18 protein-coding genes are annotated in these 20,186 nt (G+C 70.5%); 9 read left to right on the forward strand and 9 right to left on the reverse strand.

All coding sequences use genetic code 11. From position 1 onward, the window contains the following. Nucleotides 1-46: 46 nt before the first annotated feature. From aztC to aztB, 3 genes are read right to left on the reverse strand one after another with little or no spacing between them, the layout of a single operon-like run. On the reverse strand, nt 47-1,006 hold the full coding sequence (aztC, locus tag ACIQ6R_RS28170; protein WP_404224280.1) for a zinc ABC transporter substrate-binding protein AztC: 960 nt from the start codon (nt 1,004-1,006) through the stop codon (nt 47-49). After that, nucleotides 1,003-2,253 carry a hypothetical protein gene (locus tag ACIQ6R_RS28175; RefSeq protein ID WP_404224281.1) on the reverse strand — a complete coding sequence of 417 codons (1,251 nt, stop codon included), beginning with the start codon at nt 2,251-2,253 and terminating at the stop codon, nt 1,003-1,005. Before ACIQ6R_RS28175 ends, aztC begins: the two co-directional genes overlap by 4 nt. Nucleotides 2,254-2,257: 4 nt before the next feature. Further along, nucleotides 2,258-3,127: a zinc ABC transporter permease AztB gene (gene aztB / locus ACIQ6R_RS28180; RefSeq protein WP_404224283.1), complete on the reverse strand. Its 870-nt coding sequence runs from the start codon at nt 3,125-3,127 to the stop codon at nt 2,258-2,260. Nucleotides 3,128-3,141: 14 nt separating this feature from the next. Here aztB and aztA point away from each other — a divergent pair, with 14 nt between their 5' ends. From aztA to ACIQ6R_RS28195, 3 genes are all read left to right on the forward strand, one after another. Beyond that, nucleotides 3,142-3,885, forward strand: a complete 744-nt coding sequence (aztA, locus tag ACIQ6R_RS28185) for a zinc ABC transporter ATP-binding protein AztA (RefSeq protein ID WP_404224284.1) — start codon at nt 3,142-3,144, stop codon at nt 3,883-3,885. A 145-nt stretch (nt 3,886-4,030) separates the two neighbouring features. After that, on the forward strand, nt 4,031-4,201 hold the full coding sequence (gene rpmF, locus ACIQ6R_RS28190; protein ID WP_404184696.1) for a 50S ribosomal protein L32: 171 nt from the start codon (nt 4,031-4,033) through the stop codon (nt 4,199-4,201). A gap of 5 nt (nt 4,202-4,206) precedes the next feature. Next, nucleotides 4,207-5,391 (forward strand): GTP-binding protein, encoded by a 1,185-nt coding sequence (locus ACIQ6R_RS28195; protein ID WP_404224286.1) that lies wholly within the window; start codon nt 4,207-4,209, stop codon nt 5,389-5,391. 140 nt (nt 5,392-5,531) lie between these two features. Here the strand turns inward: ACIQ6R_RS28195 and ACIQ6R_RS28200 are convergent, their stop codons facing one another. The 6 genes from ACIQ6R_RS28200 to rhaI form a co-directional block, all read right to left on the reverse strand. Then, on the reverse strand, nt 5,532-6,197 hold the full coding sequence (locus ACIQ6R_RS28200; protein WP_404224287.1) for a lactate utilization protein C: 666 nt from the start codon (nt 6,195-6,197) through the stop codon (nt 5,532-5,534). Next, a complete protein-coding gene (locus ACIQ6R_RS28205) occupies nt 6,194-7,618 on the reverse strand; it encodes a LutB/LldF family L-lactate oxidation iron-sulfur protein (RefSeq protein ID WP_404224288.1) in 1,425 nt (474 codons plus the stop codon). Before ACIQ6R_RS28205 ends, ACIQ6R_RS28200 begins: the two co-directional genes overlap by 4 nt. Then, entirely contained in the window at nt 7,615-8,370 is a 756-nt protein-coding gene (locus ACIQ6R_RS28210) for a (Fe-S)-binding protein (RefSeq protein WP_404224290.1), read from the reverse strand. The genes ACIQ6R_RS28205 and ACIQ6R_RS28210 overlap by 4 nt, the downstream gene beginning before the upstream one ends. Continuing rightward, nucleotides 8,370-9,869 (reverse strand): rhamnulokinase family protein, encoded by a 1,500-nt coding sequence (locus tag ACIQ6R_RS28215; RefSeq protein ID WP_404224292.1) that lies wholly within the window; start codon nt 9,867-9,869, stop codon nt 8,370-8,372. The genes ACIQ6R_RS28210 and ACIQ6R_RS28215 overlap by 1 nt, the downstream gene beginning before the upstream one ends. 241 nt (nt 9,870-10,110) lie before the next feature. Beyond that, nucleotides 10,111-12,156, reverse strand: a complete 2,046-nt coding sequence (locus ACIQ6R_RS28220; RefSeq protein WP_404224293.1) for a bifunctional aldolase/short-chain dehydrogenase — start codon at nt 12,154-12,156, stop codon at nt 10,111-10,113. Nucleotides 12,157-12,244: 88 nt separating this feature from the next. Then, nucleotides 12,245-13,411: an L-rhamnose isomerase gene (gene rhaI, locus ACIQ6R_RS28225; RefSeq protein WP_404224295.1), complete on the reverse strand. Its 1,167-nt coding sequence runs from the start codon at nt 13,409-13,411 to the stop codon at nt 12,245-12,247. 283 nt (nt 13,412-13,694) lie between these two features. Between rhaI and ACIQ6R_RS28230 the strand changes: the two genes are divergently transcribed. The 6 genes from ACIQ6R_RS28230 (at nt 13,695) to ACIQ6R_RS28255 (ending at nt 19,963) form a co-directional block, all read left to right on the forward strand. Beyond that, nucleotides 13,695-15,224: a sugar ABC transporter ATP-binding protein gene (locus ACIQ6R_RS28230; RefSeq protein WP_404224296.1), complete on the forward strand. Its 1,530-nt coding sequence runs from the start codon at nt 13,695-13,697 to the stop codon at nt 15,222-15,224. Beyond that, nucleotides 15,221-16,276, forward strand: a complete 1,056-nt coding sequence (locus ACIQ6R_RS28235; RefSeq protein ID WP_404224298.1) for an ABC transporter permease — start codon at nt 15,221-15,223, stop codon at nt 16,274-16,276. Before ACIQ6R_RS28230 ends, ACIQ6R_RS28235 begins: the two co-directional genes overlap by 4 nt. Then, nucleotides 16,269-17,300: an ABC transporter permease gene (locus tag ACIQ6R_RS28240; protein WP_404224300.1), complete on the forward strand. Its 1,032-nt coding sequence runs from the start codon at nt 16,269-16,271 to the stop codon at nt 17,298-17,300. Before ACIQ6R_RS28235 ends, ACIQ6R_RS28240 begins: the two co-directional genes overlap by 8 nt. A gap of 81 nt (nt 17,301-17,381) precedes the next feature. Then, nucleotides 17,382-18,467: a rhamnose ABC transporter substrate-binding protein gene (rhaS, locus tag ACIQ6R_RS28245; protein WP_404224302.1), complete on the forward strand. Its 1,086-nt coding sequence runs from the start codon at nt 17,382-17,384 to the stop codon at nt 18,465-18,467. A gap of 65 nt (nt 18,468-18,532) precedes the next feature. Further along, on the forward strand, nt 18,533-18,853 hold the full coding sequence (locus ACIQ6R_RS28250; RefSeq protein WP_404224304.1) for an L-rhamnose mutarotase: 321 nt from the start codon (nt 18,533-18,535) through the stop codon (nt 18,851-18,853). 81 nt (nt 18,854-18,934) lie between these two features. Then, complete coding sequence (locus ACIQ6R_RS28255; RefSeq protein WP_404224306.1) at nt 18,935-19,963, forward strand: LacI family DNA-binding transcriptional regulator; 1,029 nt, start codon at nt 18,935-18,937, stop codon at nt 19,961-19,963. The last annotated feature ends 223 nt before the right edge of the window (nt 19,964-20,186 follow it).

Raw genomic sequence — 20,186 nt, forward strand, 5'->3', positions numbered from 1 at the left:
GTGTGTCTGTCGGTGGCGGCCGGTCGGGCCGGCGCGGTGGTGCGGTTCAGTTGCCGGCGAGGCCGTCGGTCATCGCGGTGGTGTTGGCGCGCATCATCTGCAGGTAGGTGCCGGCGCCCTTGCCCTTCTCGGTCAGCGACTCGGAGTAGAGCTCCACGACGCGCACCCCGCCGCCCAGTTCCGCGCGCAGGACCTCGGCCAGTCGCTTGGGCTGGGAGGAGTCGGCGAACACCGTCCGGACCCCGGCCTCCCGCATGGCTTCGGTGAGCGAGCGCAGGTCGGAGGAGCTGGGCGAGGCCAAGGTGGTGCCGCTGGGGATCACCGCGCCGATCACCCGGAACCCGAAGCGTTCCGCGAGGTAGCCGAAGACGTGGTGGTTGGTGACCAACGCCCGCTTCTTCTCGGGTATGCGGTCGAAGGACTCCTCCATCCAGGTGGTGAGGTCGGCCAGCTGCTCGTCGTAGCGGGCGGCGTTGTCCCGGACCGCCTTCTCGTCCACGCCGTCCACGTGCTCGACGACCTGTTCGGCGATCAGGGCCGCTGCCTTGCGTACGCGGTCCGGGTCGGTCCAGAAGTGCGGGTCGGCCTGCCCCGCCTCCTCCTCGGGGCCCCCGTCGGCGTGGCGGCGGAAGGTGAGCGGGTCCACCGCCTTGCCGACCTCGAAGGCGGCCACACCGGACTCGCGGGCGGCGTCCACGTGCCGCAGCACGTTCTCCTCCAGGCCCAGGCCGTTGTGGACGACGAGGTCGGCGCGCTCCAGTTCGGCGGCCTGCACGGCCGACAGCCCGAAGGAGTGCGGGTCGGCGTTCGGTTTCATCAGCACGACGATCTCGGCTTCGCCGCCGACGATCTCCTGGGTGATGTCACCGAGGATGTTGGTCGTCACCACGACCCTGGGCCGGTCGTCGGTGGTGGTACAGGCGGTGGCCGTGGCGGCGAAGACGAGAGTGACCAGGGTCAGCAGCAGGCGGCGCAGCCGCAGAACGGTTCGCTTCGGTGTCGTCATCGTCCGGTCTCCGCCATCAGGACCGGCGTCATGTCGACGTCGAGGGTGCGAGCGACCCGCAGGTTGTCGTTGTAGTCGATCTCATGGACGCGGCTGCCCGCGGGATCGTTGAGGTAGGCCCGGCTGCGGTCGACCTCGATGGCAGGGCCCGCGGTGTCGTCGGCGCGGGCATCGGGGACGTCGGTCAGCAGACGCTTGGTCCGGGACACCTCCTTGCCGGTGGCGGTGTCGTAGCCGTGCAGGGCTCCGTCGTCCTGGAGGACGAGCAGCGGTGAGCCCTCCCCCGCGGTGTTGACGGAGACGACGGGGCCGGTCTTCACCCGTGTCCAGGTGCGCTCGGTGACGTCCAGCACCCACACCGCACGGGCCCCGGCCGGCGCCGTGAGGGTGTCGCTCCCCGCGCGGTGGCTGAAGTGCGACGCCCGTTGCGCTGCGGGGACATCGGCACCGTACGGAATCCTTTCCGCCGCGAAGCCGCCGTCCTCCTCACGGACCAGCAGTGCTCCGTCCGCACATCCGAACACCACCCCACGCCGGGTGACGGCGTCGCCCCGGGGGTCCTCGCACGCCGCGTCCGGCGAGGCGACGCGCTTGCCCTCGCGGTCGAGCACCGCGACCTTCGTGGAACCGTCCTCGTCGTCCGTGAGGGTGAGGAGGTGCTCCGCATACGGCACGACAGCGCTCGCGGGTTCCCCGGGCAGCCGGCGAGGGCTGCCCACCTCGCCCTTCTCCAGTTCGGCCCGGCGGTAGACCGCGGCCCGGCCGTCCTCGCCGGTCACGGCGGTCACGGCGGCGTCGCTGCGGATGCGCGCACCGGTGCCCGCGGGCAGACGGCCCGCGTCGCGTATCGCGGCGCGGTAGTAGTGCACGTGGTCGCCGTGGTCGACCGTCCAGGCACCTGCGTCAAGGACACGCGTGCCGCTTGCGGTATGGAGGTAACCGAACCGGCCGTCCGTGGTGAGCCCCGAGGTACCGCTGGTCGGGGGCGCCTCGTGGACCTTGCCGGTGATCAGGTCGAGTACGCGGGTGTCGCCGGTCTCCGGGTCGTTGAGCACCAACCGGGACTGCTGCTCGGCCGCCTCCTGCGCTCCCTCCACGTAGCCGTGCGCGGTGGCCGAGGCCGGTGAACTCTTCTTGTCGGCGGACGCGTGGTCGTCCTGCCCGGCACAGCTCGTGGCCAGCATCGCGAGGGACGCGAACGAGGCAACCCCCCAGGAAGTGACGTTCTTTCGGACGAACAAGGACATCGCCTCAGGTCTTTCTCAGTCGGTATGTCGCCGGCCGGACTCGGGCCGGGCGTGCGCGGCGGCGGTCGCGGATGCCGGATGCCAGGTGGGAGAGGAAGAACAGGCCCACGGCGAGGGCCGAAACCGTCGCACCGGCGGCGGTGCTCAGGTGCCAGGACAGCAGCAGGCCACCGAACGTGGCGGACATGCCGAGCAGCGCCGCGAGCACCATCACACCCCGCACACCGCGCGCCCACGGCAGCGCGGCCGCCGGCGGAGCGATGAGAAGACCCAGGACCAGCAGCGTCCCCACGATGTGGAACGAGGCGACGATGGCCAGCGCCAGCAGTCCCAGCAGCACGGCGTGTGCCAGGCGTGGACGCAGACCGAGCGTCTGGGCCTTGCGCGGGTCGAACGCCAGGGCGAGGAAGGCCCGGTGGCCGAGGGCCGAGACCCCCAGCGCCAGCAGCAGAGCCCCTCCCAGCAGCGCCAGATCCTGCTCTCGGACGGCGAGAACGTCGCCGAAGAGGAACCCGGTCAGGTCCACCGCGAACGACTGCGACCGGGACACGATGATGACGCCGAGCGACAGCATTCCCACGAACAGCAGCCCGATCCCGGTGTCCTCGGACAACTTGGGCCTGCGACCCAGGGCGGTGACACCGGCCGTCATGACGGCCGCGCTCACCAACGCCCCCACCAGCAGATTCCCTCCCAGAAGCGCGGAGAGCGCGACGCCGGGCAGCAGGCCGTGCGACATGGCGTCGCCGAGGAAGGCCATGCCCCTCAGCACCACCCAGGTCCCCGCCATGGCACAGATCGCCGACACCAGAACTCCGCCCCACAGGGCCCGCTGTACGAAGGTCACCTCGAAAGGGCCTGTCAACCACTCCATGCGAGCACACTACAATGACAATCATGTTCAACACGCCAGCCCCCTCACTCCCCGCCACCGAGGAAGAGACGTTTCGCATCCGGTTCACGGAGCTGTCCGCGGGCTACGCCGGTCACCCAGTGCTCCATCAACTCAGTGGATCGATAGGGAGATTGACCAGCACCGCGCTCGTCGGCCCGAACGGCAGCGGCAAGTCCACTCTGCTCGGCGTACTGGCCGGCGTGATCCAGCCCACATCCGGCGAGCTCCACCACACCGGCGGCCGGCCACCGGCGTTCGTACCTCAGCGCGGCGCCGTCGGCGACGCGCTTCCGCTGACGGTCCGGCAGACCGTGGAGATGGGACGCTGGGGCGAACGCGGCCCGTGGCGCCGGCTCACCCGGCAGGACCGAGCCGCGGTGGACTCCGCCCTGGACCGCCTGAGCATCGCCGACCTGGCCGCACGCCAACTCGGGGAGCTCTCCGGAGGACAGAGGCAGCGCGCGCTGATCGCCCAGGGGCTCGCCCAGGAGTCGGACCTGCTGCTCCTGGACGAGCCGACCACGGCACTCGACCCCGAGGCCAGGGAGCGCATAGCGACGCTGCTGACCGAGCTGGCGGACGACGGCGTGACCGTCGTCCACGCCACGCACGACCTCGACGCCGCCCGCTCGGCCGACGCCTGCCTCCTGCTGCGCGAAGGCCGGCTGGTGGGCCAGGGGCAGCCCGAGCGGCTCCTCACCCCCTCGACGCTCGCCCGGATCTGGCAACCGGCCTGAGGCGCCGCCGACCGCGACCGGCGTACGCCCGACCCGTTCGACGTGGGTACAGTAAATGAAAACCATTGTCGTATGCTGGCGTCCCACCCCCTCCCGTCGGCGGCGCCCCTCGCGCCGCACGACGTCCCGACCGAGAGGAACACCCATGGCCGTGCCCAAGCGCAAGATGTCCCGCAGCAACACCCGCCACCGCCGCGCCCAGTGGAAGGCGACCACCCCGAACCTGGTGCCGGTCACGGTGGACGGTGTGACCTACCGCGTGCCGCAGCACCTCGTGCCCGCCTACCGGCGCGGCCTCATGCGTCCGGAGGGCTGACCCCGATGACCTCGCAGCGCCTGCCCGTCACCGTACTGTCGGGTTTCCTCGGCGCCGGCAAGACGACACTCCTCAACCACGTCCTCACCAACCGCGAAGGCCTGCGCGTGGCGGTGATCGTCAATGACATGAGCGAGATCAACATCGACGCCACCCTCGTACGCGGGGGCGAGGCAGCGCTCTCCCGGACCGAGGAGCGTCTGGTGGAGATGACCAACGGCTGCATCTGCTGCACGCTGCGCGACGACCTGCTGGAGGAAGTCGACCGCCTCGCCCGGGACGGCCGCTTCGACTACCTGCTCATCGAGTCGAGCGGGATCTCGGAGCCGATGCCCGTGGCGGCCACCTTCGCCTTCGCCCGCGACGACGGAGCCACACTGGGCGAGGTGGCCCGGCTGGACACCATGGTCACGGTGGTGGACGCCGCCGGCTTCCTCGCCGAACTGGACACCGGCGACGACCTCGCCGAACGGGGGCTGGCTCCCTACGAGGACGACGAGCGCACCGTGAGCGATCTGCTGATCGACCAGGTGGAGTTCGCCGACGTACTCGTACTGAACAAGCTGGACCTGGTCCACGAAGCCGACGCCGACCGGATGCGCGGGGTTCTGGCACGGTTGAACCCGACGGCCCGTCTGGTTCCCGCGGTACACGGACGGGTCGGCGTCCGCGACGTCCTGGAGACCGGCCGGTTCGACCTGGCACGCGCGCAGCAGGCGCCGGGATGGGTCCGGGAACTCAACGGCGACCACGTCCCGGAGACCGAGGAGTACGGCATCTCCTCCGTGGTCTTCCGGTCCGCCGCTCCCTTCCATCCCGGACGCCTGTGGGCCTTCGTCACCGAGGACCTGGACAGCGGTACGCACGGCCAAGTGCTGCGTTCCAAGGGCTTCTTCACGCTCGCGGGCCGCGCGGGCGTGACCGGCCTGTGGTCGCAGGCCGGGGCCGTGGCCCGCTTCGAGCCTTCCGGGATCAGGGACTCCGACGCTCCCCACGCACAGGAACTGGTGTTCATCGGTGTGGGCCTGCGGGAGTCGGGTCTGCGCGCCGCCCTCGCGGCATGCCTGCTGGCTGACGGCGAACGGGTGCCCGTGGACGACCCCTTCCCCGCCTGGGACACCGGGCAGGTGTGCGACCTGGAGCACGGTCACCGGAGCCCCGCGGCGGCCGTTCAGCCGTTGTCGACGTGATCTGCCCGATGGCCCTGACCGCCGGCGTGCGATGCCGACGCCGAGCCTGATGATCACCGAGACCCGGCCCGCTTGACATGCCTCGTGCACTTCCCGTCCATCGGGCGCCCTGCCGTCGTTCGGTGAGTCGTTCGGGCTGGTCATCGGCCCCGTCGACCGCGAGGTCGGTCCACCACCAGGACGACCTCCAGGGTCCGAGGTCCGTGGACGCCTTCCACCCGGTCGAGTTCGATGTCACTCGTCGCGGACGGGCCGGAGATCCACGTGGTAGGCCGGGTGGGGTCGAGGCGCGGCAAGGCCTGCGGAAGGGAGGCGACCAGTTGCCCGGGTACGTCGACGACGCAGATGTGCAGGTCGGGGATGAGGGTGAGGGCACGCCGGCCCTGCCCGGGGCCGGCGTCGAGTACGACGGTGCCGGTCTCCGCGACGGCGAGGGCGCAGCCGGTGACCACGGCGTCGGCGGAGTCGAGCTCGGCGGGGGTCAGAGGGACGTCGTCGAGTCGTTGCCGGGCGTCCGAGTCGGCGAGCCAGGCGCCGGGGAGGCCGGGCGGCACGACGACGGTGGCTGCGTCGTGGTCGGCGAGGAGCCTTGCGATGAGTGCCGGAAGAGACTGCCGGGTGCTGCGGTGCACGCCCGCCCGGTAGTCGACGAGGTTCTCGTGCAGGAGGTCGAGCACCGTGGCGGGGTCGTCGGGTGTGTGGCTCACGAGGTAGTCGCGCGTGACCTCGCGGGCCTCGGGCGCTTCGGCGAGGGCCCTGCGCACCCTGCCCAGGACACGGTCACGGGAGGAGGACGGAGACGTCATGCGTGGTTCTTCTTCCACCAGTCACGGAAGGGTTCGGCGGGCATGTCCGGCAGGTCGCGGCTGTTGGTCCACTCGCGCGCCCCGGGTCCCGGAAGCCGTTTGGGATGCAGCTTCCGTGTCCTGGAGGCAAGTCGTTCGCCGGCGTTGAGGGCGGCCGGGTGGTCGAGCAGCCAGGTCGCCGTCCGCATCGCGGCCCTCTCCAGACGGTGCCCCGTGCCCCCCTGGTCGGCGACCTTCTCCCGCAGGTGGACCAGGACTTCGGGGATGTCGATGGCGACCGGGCACACCTCGTAGCAGGCGCCGCAGAGGGACGACGCGTACGGCAGTGAGGCTTCGAGTTCGGTGGTCGTGCCTCGTAGTTGGGGCGTGAGGATGGCGCCGATGGGGCCGGGGTAGGCGGAGCCGTAGGCGTGGCCGCCGGCCCGCTCGTAGACGGGGCAGACGTTCAGGCAGGCCGAGCAGCGGATGCAGCGCAGTGCCTGGCGGCCGACCTCGTCGGCGAGGGTGTCGGTGCGGCCGTTGTCCAGCAGGACCAGGTGGAAGGTGCGGGGGCCGTCGCCGTCGGTCGTGCCCGTCCACATCGTGGTGTAGGGGTTCATCCGCTCGGCGGTGGACGAGCGGGGCAGGAGCTGGAGAAAGACCTCGAGATCGTGCCAGGTGGGGATCACCTTCTCGATGCCGACCACGGAGATCAGGGTCTCGGGCAGGGTCAGGCACATGCGGCCGTTGCCCTCGGACTCCACGACCACGAGTGTGCCGGTCTCGGCGACCATGAAGTTGGCGCCGGAGATGCCGACCTTGGCGCGCAGGAACTTCTCCCGCAGGTGGAGGCGGGCGGCCTCGGCGAGTTCGGCGGGCGTGTCGGTCAGGCCCTCGGGGGCCGGGCGGCCCCACTCGCCCATCTCGGAACGGAAGATGTCCCGGATCTCGCCGCGGTTGCGGTGGATCGCCGGCACCAGGATGTGCGAGGGCCGGTCCTTGCCCAACTGCACGATCAGCTCGGCGAGATCGGTCTCGTAGGCGCGGATGCCCTCCGCCTCCAGCGCCTCGTTGAGACCGATCTCCTGCGTCGCCATCGACTTGACCTTGACGACCTCCGCCTCCCCGGTCGCCTTCACCAGATCCGCGACGATCCGGTTGGCCTCATCGGCGTCGGCGGCCCAGTGCACCGTCCCGCCGGCCGCCGTGACCGCCTCCTCCACCTGCACCAGGTACCGGTCGAGATGGCGCAGCGTGTGGTCCTTGATCCGCATGCCGACCTCGCGCAGCTGCGCCCAGTCGTCGAGTTCGGCGACCGCCGCCGCACGCTTGGCGCGGATGGTGTGCGTCGCGTGCCGCAGGTTGCCCCGCAGTGTCGTGTCCCGTACGGCGTCCCGTGCCGCCTTGGGGAAGGACGGCATCCCCACGAACGTCCCGCTCATACGGTCACCGCCTCCTCCGTGCTCGCGAGAATCTCCGCGAGGTGCAGTGCCCGCTGCGGTGCGTCCTGGCGGCGCAGCATGCCGCCGATGTGCATGAGGCACGAGTTGTCGGCGCCGCACAGCACGTCCGCGCCCGTGGACAGGGCGTTGCGGATCTTGTCGTCGCCCATCGCCTCGGACACGTCGGCGTTCTTCACGGCGAAGGTGCCGCCGAAGCCGCAGCACTCGTCCGCGCCCGGCAGATCGACGAGTTCCAGTCCCCTGACCGCTTCCAGCAACCGGCGGGGCCGGTCTCCGAGACCGAGCATGCGCAGCCCGTGGCACGAGGGATGGTAGGTGACCGTGTGGGGGAAGTAGGCGCCCACATCCGTCACTTCGAGTACGTCGACGAGGAACTCGGTCAGGTCGTAGACGTGCGGAACGAGGGACGCGGCGGCGCCGGCCAGTTCCGGGCCCCGGCCCTCGGCCATCGCCTTGGCACCGATCCGGGGGTAGTTGTCGCGGACCATGGCGACGCAGGAACCGGAGGGGGTGACGACGTGGTCGTAGCCCTCGAAGGCGCGGGCCATGCGGCGCACCAGTGGTTCGGTCGCCCGCCGGTAACCGGTGTTGTACTGGGGCTGGCCGCAGCAGGTCTGGGCGGCGGGAAAGTCCACCTCGACCCCGAGGCGTTCGAGCACCTTGACGGTGGCGATCGCCGTGGACGGGTAGAGGGCGTCGTTGACGCAGGTGGCGAAGAGGGCTACGCGCATCAGGGCTCCGTTCGGGCAGGGGTGAGCCTGGCGGCTGCCGCGTCCCAGGCCGTGCGGTCGCCGCGTGGGGTGTAGCGCCTGAGGTGCTGGGTCGTGGCGACGAGTCGGCGCATCGCCGCCAGGTCGGCCACCAGCCCCGCGGCTCGGGCCTGCACGAGGATGTTGCCGAGGGCGGTGGCTTCGGTGGGACCGGCGACGACGGGCAGTCCGGTGGCGTCGGCGGTGAGTTGGCAGAGCAGGTCGTTGCGGGAGCCGCCGCCGACGAGGTGGATGTGGGTGATGTCGCGGCCGGCGAGTTCGGCCGCCTGCCGCAGGGTGCGGCGGTGGGCGAGCGCGAGGCTCTCCAGGATGCAGCGCACGACGGCACCCCTGCTGCCGGGGACCGGCTGGTCCGTACGGCGGCAGTACTCGCGGATCCGTTCCGGCATGTCGCCCGGGGCGAGGAACCCGGGGTCGTCCGGGTCGACGATCGCGCCGAAGGCCTTGGTCCGGGTGGCCTCGGCGAGGAGGACGGGGATGTGTGCGGGCAGGCCCCGCGCCTCCCAGGTCCGGCGGCACTCCTCGAGCAGCCACATGCCCATGATGTTGCGGAGGTAGCGGACGGTGCCGTCCACGCCCAGTTCGTTGGTGAAGTTCGCGGCCCGGGAGGCCTCGGTCAGCACCGGGGCGTCCAGTTCGAGGCCGGCCAGGGACCAGGTGCCGCACGAGATGTAGGCGAAGTGCGGTTCGGTGGCCGGGACGGCGGCGACCGCGGAGGCGGTGTCGTGCGAGGCGACGGTGACGACCGGGGTGCTCGCGTCGAGGCCGGTGTGCGCGGCGACGTGCGGCAGGAGGGTTCCGGCCGGGTCGCCGGGGCGGCGCAGGGGCGGCAGCAGAGCCGGGTCGATGGAGAGCCGGTCGAGGAGTTCTGCGGACCAGGTGCCCGTGCGGGCGTCGAAGAGACCCGTGGTGGAGGCGTTGGTCACCTCCGCGCCGATGGTTCCGGTCAGCCAGTGGACCAGCAGGTCCGGGATGAGCAGCAGAGTGCGGGCGGCTGCCAACTGGCTGCTGCCCGCCGCGGAGGCGAGCTGGAAGACGGTGTTGAACGGCAGGTGCTGAAGCCCGGTGATCCGGTACAGCTCCTCGGGTCCGACGCGGGCCCGGACGCGCTGTGCGGCGTCGTCGGTGCGGCTGTCCCGGTAGTGGTACGGAGCGCCGAGGAGTACGCCGTCGGCGTCGAGGAGCCCGTAGTCCACCGCCCATGTGTCCACGCCGATGGAGGCGACCGAACCGGCCCGGGCGGCCTCCCGCAGTCCGTCGACGGTTCCCTGGAAGAGCGCGAGCAGGTTCCAGTGCAGTCCGTCGGGCAGGCGAACGGGAGTGTTGGGGAACCGGTGGGCCTCGGTCAGGTCGAGGTTGTCCGGCCCTACCCGGCCGAGGATCACCCGTCCGCTGGTGGCCCCGAGGTCGACCGCGGCGAACGCCGAGGGGAAGGCCGAGGAGGCCGGGGTGGTGGTCACGTGGTGTTACCTCCGCTGTGCGCGGCGAGGAGTGGTGAGGGGGTGAGGTGATGAGTGGTGAGCGGGTGAGGCGTTGGAGGGCGGGGCGGGATCGGCGAGGCGGGGAGTGGGCGAGGCGTCGCGGAGCGGGCGTTGGGGAGGCAACCGAGTGGGCGGGCGCCCCGCGCCTTCGGGCCGCACGCCCGTGATCCGCCCTGATGCCGCCGCGCAGGTCGCACCGGCATCAGGGCGGGCTTGTGGGTCAGCGCAGGAAGGCCGCGGCGACACCCGCGTCCACCGGGACGTGCAGGCCGGTGGTGTGGGTCAGGTCGCCGCCGGTGAGGGCGAAGACCGCGTTCGCCACGTGCTCGGGCAGCACCTCGCGCTTGAGCAGCGTGCGCTGGGCGTAGAACTCGCCCAGCTTCTCCTCCTCCACGCCGTACACGGCGGCCCGCTCGGCGCCCCAGCCGCCGGCGAAGATGCCCGAGCCGCGGACGACGCCGTCGGGGTTGACGCCGTTGACGCGGATGCCGTGCTCGCCGAGCTCGGCCGCCAGCAGCCGCACCTGGTGGGCCTGGTCGGCCTTGGTGGCGGAGTAGGCGATGTTCTTGGGTCCCGCGAACACGGCGTTCTTGGAGGCGATGTAGACGATGTCGCCGCCGAGCTTCTGCGCGGTCATCACCCGGGCGGCCTCGCGGGAGACGAGGAAGGAGCCGCGGGCCATGATGTCGTGCTGAAGGTCCCAGTCCTTCGCCGTCGTCTCCAGCAGCGGCTTGGAGATGGAGATGCCCGCGTTGTTGACGACGAGGTCGACGCCTCCGAAGGCGAGTACGGCCTCGGCGAACGCGGCGGCGATCTGCTCCTCGCTGGTGACGTCCACGGTCACGGCCACGGCCTTGTCCGGCCCGCCGAGTTCCTCGGCCACGGCGGTCGCCCCCGTGGTGTCGAGGTCGGCGACGACGACGCAGGCGCCCTCGGCGACGAGCCGGTGGGCGATGGCCTTGCCGATGCCGGAGCCGGCGCCCGTGACGAGCGCGACCCTGGTGGCCAGCGGCTTGGGCGCGGGCATCCGCCGCAGCTTGGCCTCCTCCAGGTCCCAGTACTCGATGCGGAACTTCTCGGACTCCTCGATGGGGCTGTACGTGGAGACGGCCTCGGCTCCGCGCATCACGTTGATCGCGTTGACGTAGAACTCGCCGGCGACGCGGGCGGTCTGCTTGTCCTTGCCGAAGGAGAACATGCCGACCCCGGGCACCAGCACGATCGCGGGGTCGGCGCCGCGCATGGCCGGCGAGCCGGGGACGGCGTGCCGCTCGTAGTACGCCCGGTACTCGGCGCGGTACTCGGTGTGCAGCTCCGTCAGCCGGTCGACCGCCTGCTCCAGCGGCGCCCCGGCCGGCAGGTCCAGGACCAGCGGACGGACCTTGGTGCGCAGGAAGTGGTCGGGGCACGACGTGCCCAGGGCCGCGAGACGCGGGTGCTCGGTGCGGGAGAGGAAGTCCAGCACCGCCTCGGAGTCCGTGAAGTGGCCGACCTGCGGCAGGTCGGCGGAGGCGATCGCGCGGATGTACGGGGCGAGCGTGGCGGCACGGGCGCGTCGCTCCTCGTCGGGCAGCGGCTCGTAGCCGTCCCTCACCGGGCCGAACGGTTCTGGGCGGCCCCTGTCGGCGAGGAACGCCTCGGCGGTGCGGATGATGTGCAGCGAGTTGGCCTCGCACTCCTCGGAGGTGGCGCCCCACGCGGTGACACCGTGGCCGCCGAGGACGCAGCCGATGGCCTGCGGGTTGGCCTCCTTGATCGCGGCGATGTCCAGGCCGAGCTGGAATCCGGGCCGCCGCCACGGCACCCACACGACCTTGTCGCCGAAGCATTCGGCGGTCAGCTTCTCGCCGTCGGCCGCGCAGGCCAGCGCGATACCCGAGTCGGGGTGCAGGTGGTCCACATGGGCCGCGTCGACCAGAGCGTGCATGGCGGTGTCGATGGACGGCGCGGCGCCGCCCTTGCCGTGCAGGCAGTAGTCGAACGCGGCGACCATCTCGTCCTCGCGTTCCACACCCGGGTAGACACCCTTCAGGGCGTGCAGCCGGTCCAGGCGCATCGCGGCCAGTCCTTCGGCCTTCAGCGTGCCCAGGTCGCCGCCGGAGCCCTTGACCCACAGCAGCTCCAGCTCGCCACCGGTGACGGGGTCGGTGGCGGTGCCCTTGGCGGAGGTGTTGCCGCCCGCGTAGTTGGTGTTGCGCGGGTCCGAGCCCAGCCGGTGCGAGCGCGCCAGGAGCCCGGCGACTTCGGGATGAATGGCGGAGGCCATGGTGATCTTTCCTTCGGGATGAGTTGACGACGCGGGATGAGTTGGCGACGGAGGATGCCCGAGGTCGCGCGACGCCAGGGAGCAATGGCTACGCGCCCCAGCCGGCCTGCTCGCCGCCCACGCGTTCGGCGGCGATCCGCTCCTGCCAGCCGCTGGCGCGGTAGGCGGCGATCGGGTCGGGGTTCAGGCCCTTCTCCTCGCGGATCTCCGCCAGCAGCGGCCGGACGTCGGTGTTGTAGGCGTTCATCAGGACGGCGTTGGACGCCAGCACGTCGCCCTCCGCCTGGGCCGCGGCCAGTGCCTCGTCGTCGACCAGCAGTGCCTTGGCGGTGGCCTCCTGGACGTTCATCACCGAGCGGATGATCGCCGGGATCTTCGCCTCGACGTTGTGGCACTGGTCGAGCATGAAGGCCACGCCGGCGGCGGGGTCGAGGCCGCCGTTCTTGATGACCTCGCGGAGGATCCGGAAGAGCTGGAAGGGGTCGGCGGCGCCGACCATCAGGTCGTCGTCGGCGTAGAAGCGGGAGTTGAAGTCGAAGCCGCCGAGCTTCCCCTCGCGGAGCAGGACGGCGACGATGAACTCGATGTTGGTGCCGGGCGCGTGGTGCCCGGTGTCCACGACGACCTGTGCCTTCTCACCGAGCTTCAGGCAGTGGGCGTAGGCCGTGCCCCAGTCGGGGACGTCGGTCGTGTAGAACGCGGGCTCGAAGAACTTGTACTCCAGGAGCATCCGCTGGTCCTCGCCCAGGCGCTCGTAGACGGCACCGAGTGCTTCGGCGAGCCGGTCCTGGCGGGCCGTGATGTCGTCCTGGCCGGGGTAGTTGGTGCCGTCGGCGAACCACAGCTTCAGGTCGCGGGAGCCGGTGGCGTCCATGATGTCGACGCACTCCATGAGGTGCGCGAGCGCCTTGCGCCGCACCGCGGCGTCCGGATGGCAGACACTGCCGAGCTTGTAGTCGTCGTCCTGGAAGACGTTGGCGTTGATGGCGCCCAGTTCCAGGCCCCGGTCCTTCGCGTGCGCGGCCAGCGCCGCGTAGTCGTCCACCTTGTCCCAGGGGATGTGCAACGCCACCCGGGGGGTGACGCCGGTGAACTCGTGCACCTTGGCCGCGTCGTCCAGCTTCTCGCGCGGGGTCCGCGGCACGCCGGGCTGCGCGAACACCTTGAAACGCGTACCGGAGTTGCCGTAACCCCAGGAAGGCGTCTCGACCCGCTGGTCGGCGAGTGCGGTTCTCACGGCAGTAATGTCAGGCATGTCCACCTCTGGATGCACGAATCGCCCCTTCACGGGGGACTTGAATGACCTGGTCGTGTGAATCGATTCAGACTGCCGCCGAAACTAGCCCGTGACACAACCTCCGTCAAGGGTCCCCGCAGGGCTTGGCCCGCCTGCTTCCTGCTGCCTCGCCGCACACCCCCGGCGACTGCGCGACCCCTGACCCTTGACGCCCCGGACACGCTGAAGCTAGCTTCCCGGCAACTCCATTGAAACATTTCACAGCGGCGCTTCCGCTCGGCACACGTACTGGAGAGAACTCATGACTCATCCCGAACCGGAGACCACTCCGGTGCTCGCCCTGGAGGGAGTGAGTAAATCCTTCGGCGCCGTCCGGGCCCTGCGTGACGTCTCGCTGCGGCTGTACGCGGGGGAGGCGCACGCGCTGGCGGGCGAGAACGGCGCCGGCAAGTCCACCCTGATCAAGACTCTCGCGGGCGTACACCGTCCGGACACCGGAACGGTCCTCCTCGACGGCGAGCCGGTGGACTTCCACAGTCCGGCGGACGCCCGCGACGCGGGAATCGCCGTGATCTACCAGGAGCCGACGCTCTTCCCCGACCTGTCCGTCGCGGAGAACATCTTCATCGGACGGCAGCCCCGGCGCTCCCTGGGCAGGGTGAACCACCGTACGGTCAAGTCGGCCGCGGCCGAACTCTTCGCCCGCCTCGGTGTCGCCCTCGACCCCGACCAGCCGGCCCGCGGCCTCTCCATCGCCGACCAGCAGCTGGTGGAGATCGCCAAGGCCCTGTCCTTCGACGCCCGCGTCCTGATCATGGACGAGCCGACGGCGGCGCTCACCGGCAGCGAGGTGGCCCGGCTGTTCGGCGTGGTCGAGACGCTGCGCGAGCAGGGATCGGCGGTGCTGTTCATCTCGCACCGCCTGGAGGAGATCTTCGAGTTGTGCCAGCGGGTCACCACCCTTCGGGACGGTGCCTGGATCGCCAGTGAACCCCTCACCGACCTCGACGAGGACGGCCTGGTGCGCCGCATGGTCGGCCGTGATCTGGAGGAGCTCTACCCCAAGCAGCAGACCCGGATCGGCGAGGTCGCCCTCAGCGTGCGCCGGCTGACGCGCGAAGGCGTGTTCACCGACGTCTCCTTCGACGTCCGACGCGGAGAGATCCTCGGTCTCGCCGGCCTGGTCGGGGCGGGCCGAAGTGAAGTCGCCCGCGCGGTCTTCGGCGTCGACCGGTTCGACGGCGGTGAGGTCGAGGTACTCGGCCGCAAGCTTCCGCCGGGTGCTCCGAGCCTGGCCATGGCCGCCGGTCTCGCGCTGGTGCCCGAGGACCGCCGCGCCCAGGGCCTGGTGATGGACATGTCCATCGAGCGGAACATCGGGCTGACCGGCTTCGCGGCCACCTCCCGGGCCGGGCTGATGAACCGGCGGGCCGAACGCAGCCGCGCCGTGGACTGGGCGACGAGGCTCCAGGTGAAGTACGCACGGCTGGCGGATGTCGTGGGGACGCTCTCGGGCGGCAACCAGCAGAAGGTCGTACTGGCCAAATGGCTCGCCACTGCTCCTCAGGTACTGATCGTGGACGAGCCGACCCGCGGTATCGACGTGGGGACGAAGGCGGAGGTGCACCGTCTGCTGTCCTCGCTCGCCGCCGACGGGGTGGCGGTGCTGATGATCTCGTCCGACCTGCCGGAGGTCCTCGGCATGGCCGACCGGGTCCTGGTGATGCACGAGGGCCGGCTGACCGCGGAGATCCCCCGGGCGCAAGCGACCGAGGAGACCGTGATGGCAGCCGCGACCGGCCGCACCGACCGAGGGAGGAAGGCCGCATGACCACGACCGCGGAGCCGGTGCGGCAGGAGGTCGCCGCCGAGTCCGCCGCCGCGCGGCGGCTCATGGACAGGATATTCAAGGCCCGCGAACTGGCCGTGATCGCCGTGCTGGTGGTGATGCTCGGCGCGACCCAGCTGTCCAACTCCGAGTTCCTCTCGCAGCAGGGCATCAGGGACCTGATGCTGAACGCCACCATCCTCGTGCTGGTCGCCATCGGCCAGGCGATGGTGGTGATCACCCGCAACGTCGACCTGTCGGTCGGCTCCGTGCTCGGCATCTCCGCCTTCGCCGCGGGGCTCTACCTCAAGGACGGCGGCCACCCGCTCGTCGCGGTCCTGCTGGCCGTGGTGGTCGGCGCGCTGTTCGGCGTGGTCAACGGCGCACTGGTGAGTCTGGGCAAGGTGCCGGCGCTGGTGGTGACCCTGGGCACGCTCTACATCGTCCGCGGCATCGACTCGATCTGGGTCGGCTCCCGCCAGATCACGGCGAGCGCCCTGCCCGACGGCTTCGTGGACTTCGGCAGCGGCGGCATCTGGGTGGTCCCCTACCTCGCGCTGCTCACTCTGGCCGTCCTGGTCGTCGTGGCCTACTACCTCCGCGACTACCGCAGCGGACGGGACATGTACGCCCTGGGGTCCAACCCGGAGGCCGCCCGGCTCGCCGGCGTCCCGATCCGGGCCCGCATCATGACCGCCTACGTGGTCTGCGGGGCGCTCGCCGGACTCGCCGGTGCCCTGTACCTCGCCAGGTTCGGCAACGTCGACTCCAACACCGGCAACGGGTACGAACTCATCGTGGTGAGCGCCGTCGTCGTCGGCGGCGTCGCCTTCACCGGCGGCTCGGGCACCGTGTACGGCGCCGCGCTCGGTGCCGTGCTGCTGACCTCCATCAACGGTGTGCTCCCGGCCCTCGGCGTGAGTTCGGTCTGGGTCACCGCCATCAACGGCTTCCTGCTGCTGCTCGCCATCGCCGTCGACCGGATCCTGGCGCTCAGAGTCTCCGGAGCCCTGCGCAAGAAGGCCGCACAGTCGAGGAGTGCCCGTCATGCCTGACCCCACCGTGAAGTCACCCGTGCTCTCCCGTCTCGGCGGCGCGGTGCGCTGGGACACCTCGGTCGGCGTTCTGCTGGTCGTCCTGCTGATCTGTTCGTTCTCCTTCGTGGAGAACTTCGGCAACGCCCTGAACGTGTCGTTCCTCATCGGCAACACCCTGCCCATCGCCCTGATCGCCCTGCCGATGGCGATGCTCGTGGTCTCCGGCGAGGTGGACCTCTCGGTGGCCTCCACCGCCGGCCTCTCCAGTGCCGTGATGGGCGCGCTGTGGAACGCCGGCATGGCGATCGAGACGATCATCCCGATCTGCGTTCTGCTCGGCGTGGTGTGCGGGCTGGTCAACGGCCTCCTCGTCACCCGGCTCGGGCTGCCCTCGCTGGCCGTCACCATCGGTACGCTCGGCGCCTACCGGGGCATCGCGCAGATCGTGCTCGGTTCCGACTCCGTGACCGACTTCCCTGCCCCGTACCTGGACTTCGGGGCCGGCCGGTTCGGGGACACGTTCCTCCCGTACGCCGTCGTCCCCTTCGTCATCCTGCTGACGATCGCCGTCGTCGTGCTGCACGCCACGCGCTTCGGCCGGTCGCTGTTCGCCATCGGCTCCTCCGAGGAGGCCGCTCGCTTCGCCGGTGTCCGGGTCAAGCGGCTCAAGCTGGCCATGTTCGTGTCCACGGGTGTGATCGCCGCTCTCACCGGTGTCTTCTGGACGCTGCACTACGCCAGCGCCCGCTACGACAACGCCACCGGACTGGAACTGTCCGTGATCGCCGCGGTGCTGCTGGGCGGCATCGACTTCGACGGCGGCAAGGGCACGCTCGGCGGGGCCATCGCCGGTGTGTTCCTGCTCGGCACGCTGCAGAACGTCATGAGTCTGCTGAACGTCTCCGCCCAGTCCCAGACCGTGGCGACCGGAGTCCTCCTGGTGGTCTCCGTCCTCGCCCCGCGGATCGGCCGCCAGATCTCCCAGGCACGGGCCAGGGGGAGAACGGCCGCTCCCCCACCGCTGACGGCCCCTTCCCCGTAGTCCTTCTTCCCGGCTCCTCTCGGGCCCTCCCGTCGGGGAGAGCCCTTCCCCGTCCCTCCCGCACAGGCAAAGGAACCTCCCATGCTCGGCACCACCGCCAGATCACGCCGCCTGACCCTCGCACTCGCCACCGCCACCGTCCTCGCGCTCGGCGCCACCGCCTGCGGCGGCACCACCAAGGACGACGCCAACAAGGACAGCGGCAGCGCGGCCGTCGGCAAGGCCGATCCCGACGCGGAGACCAAGAAGGGCCTCACGGTCGCCTTCCTGCCCAAGCAGGTCAACAACCCCTACTTCACCACCGCCGACAAGGGCGGCGAGAAGGCTCTCGAGGAACTGGGCTCCACCTACAAGGAGGTCGGCACCAGCAGCGGCACCGACACCGCCGGCCAGGTCAGCTACGTCAACACCCTGACCCAGCAGCAGGTCGACGCCATGGCCGTCTCCGCGCAGGACCCCGGTGCCCTGTGCACCGCCCTCAAGCAGGCCATGCGCAACGGTGTCAGTGTCGTCACCTACGACTCCGACACCAACAAGGACTGCCGCCAGGTCTTCGTCTCCCCGGCCTCCGCCGAGGACCTCGGGCGCACCCAGGTCGAGCTGCTGGCGAAGCAGATCGGCGGCAAGGGCGAGATCGCGATCCTGTCCGCGGCGCAGACCGCGACGAACCAGAACGCCTGGATCGACGTCATGAAGGAGGAGCTGAAGAAGCCCGCCTACAAGGACATCAAGCTCGTCAAGACCGCCTACGGGGACGACGACGCCCAGAAGTCGTTCCAGCAGACCCAGGGCCTGCTGCAGGAGTACCCGAACCTGAAGGGCATCATCTCCCCCACCACCGTCGGCATCAAGGCGGCCGCCCAGTACCTGTCCGGCTCCAAGTACAAGGGCAAGGTCAAGCTCACGGGTCTCGGCACCCCGAACGACATGCGCGCCTACGTCAAGAACGGCACCGTCGAGGAGTTCGAACTGTGGGAGCCGGCCAAGCTCGGCGCGCTCGCCGCGCGCGCCGCGGTCGCCCTCGAGTCCGGCCAGATCACCGGCAAGGAGGGCGAGACCTTCGACGCCGGTGACCTCGGCACGATGACCATCGGTGCGGACGGTGTCGTCTCCCCTGGTGAGCCGACCGTCTTCGACAAGGCCAACATCGACGAGTACGACTTCTGATCCGCACCGACAGTCGTGGGGCCCCGGCGTCGCCGGGGCCCCACGCTCGACAGCAGGGTGATCCGATGCAACGCGTCTGTTTCCTTCTCAAGGTCCGCTCCGGGATGGTCGCCGAATACCGCGAACGCCACAAGGACGTGTGGGCCGACATGCTCGCCGCGCTCTCCGAAGCCGGCTGGCGCAACTACTCCCTCTTCCTGCGGGAGGACGGCCTGCTCGTCGGCTATCTCGAGACCGATGACTTCGAGGCGGCCCGGGCGGCCATGGCCGCGACCGAGGTGAACGCGCGGTGGCAGGCCGAGATGGCGGACTTCTTCGAAGAACTGGACGGGCAGGCGCCCGACGCCGCCATGCGTCCCCTCGCCGAGGTCTTCCACCTGGCGTGAACCGCAGCTCCGGCTTCGTAGGACGAGCGCTTCCCCGGACCGGCTCGACGTTGGGCGGGGACAGAACAGCAGGAGACACAGATGACGCACTCCACACCGACGGTCGGCATCAAGGACGTCGCACGGGAGGCCGGTGTCTCCGTCGGCACGGTTTCCAATGTGCTCAACCAGCCCGGCCGCGTCTCGCAGCGGACGCGACGTCATGTGGAGCAGGTGATCGCGCGGCTGGGTTACGTGCGCAGTGAGTCCGCCCGGCAACTGCGGGCGGGCCGCAGCCGTGTCATGGCACTGCTCGTCCTCGACATGGGCAATCCGTTCTTCGTCGACCTGGCCCAGGGAGCCGAACGCACGGCCCGGGACGCGGGACTCGCCGTCACCCTGTGCAACAGCGCGCAGAGTGCGCGGAAGGAGGCGGAGTACCTCGAACTCTTCGCCGAGCAGCGGGTCCGCGGGGTGCTGGTCACCCCTGCCGACCCGAGCGGGCGCAGCCTGCGCGACTTCCGCCGGCACGGTATTCCCTACGTGCTGGTGGACCGGGTCGCCGACCACGCGGAGGGCTGCTCCGTCTCGGTCGACGACGTCACCGGCGGTGCTCTGGCGATCCGTCACCTCACCGGCGCCGGGCACGGCTCCATCGCCTATGTCAGCGGACCGCCCCATCTGAGGCAGGTGCAGGACCGCCGGACCGGGGCGCTGGAAGCCGTCGCCCAGGCGGGCCTGCCCCCCACCGCGTTGCGCGAGATCCCCACCGAAAGCCTCGATGTGGCCGCCGGACGTGACGCGGGCGCCAGACTGCTGGGTCTGGCCGAGCGGCCCACCGCCGTCTTCTGCGCCAACGACCTGCTGGCCCTCGGGGTGCTCCAGTTCATGTACACGGCCGGGGTCAAGGTCCCCGACGACCTGGCCATCGTCGGGTACGACGACATCGAGTTCGCCGCCGCGGCGACCGTACCGCTGACCTCGGTCCGCCAGCCCGCACGCGCCATGGGTGCCATGGCCGCCGGCCTGCTCCTCCAGGAAGCCGGTGACCGGGCGGACGAGCACCGTCACGAACACGTCGTGCTCCAGCCCGAGCTGGTCGTCCGCGGTTCGAGCCTGCCCAGGCGCTGAGGGGAGGCCAGGACGTGGTGGCGGTACGGATCGCCACCCCGGTGTCGGGCTCGCGAAGGACTACGTTCGTCGAAGGGGAAACTCGACCGAATATCCGCGCTCTTCACCCGGTGTCGAACATAGTTTGTACTCACTGATGACAAACTTGTAGACGCAGCGGGCAAAGGGCTCCTATGGTGGCCGACGCCCAGTCGAATCCAGACATCTCACGTACCCCACGCGT

This window comes from Streptomyces sp. NPDC096048 (assembly GCF_044763415.1).
Taxonomy (GTDB): Bacteria; Actinomycetota; Actinomycetes; order Streptomycetales; family Streptomycetaceae; genus Streptomyces.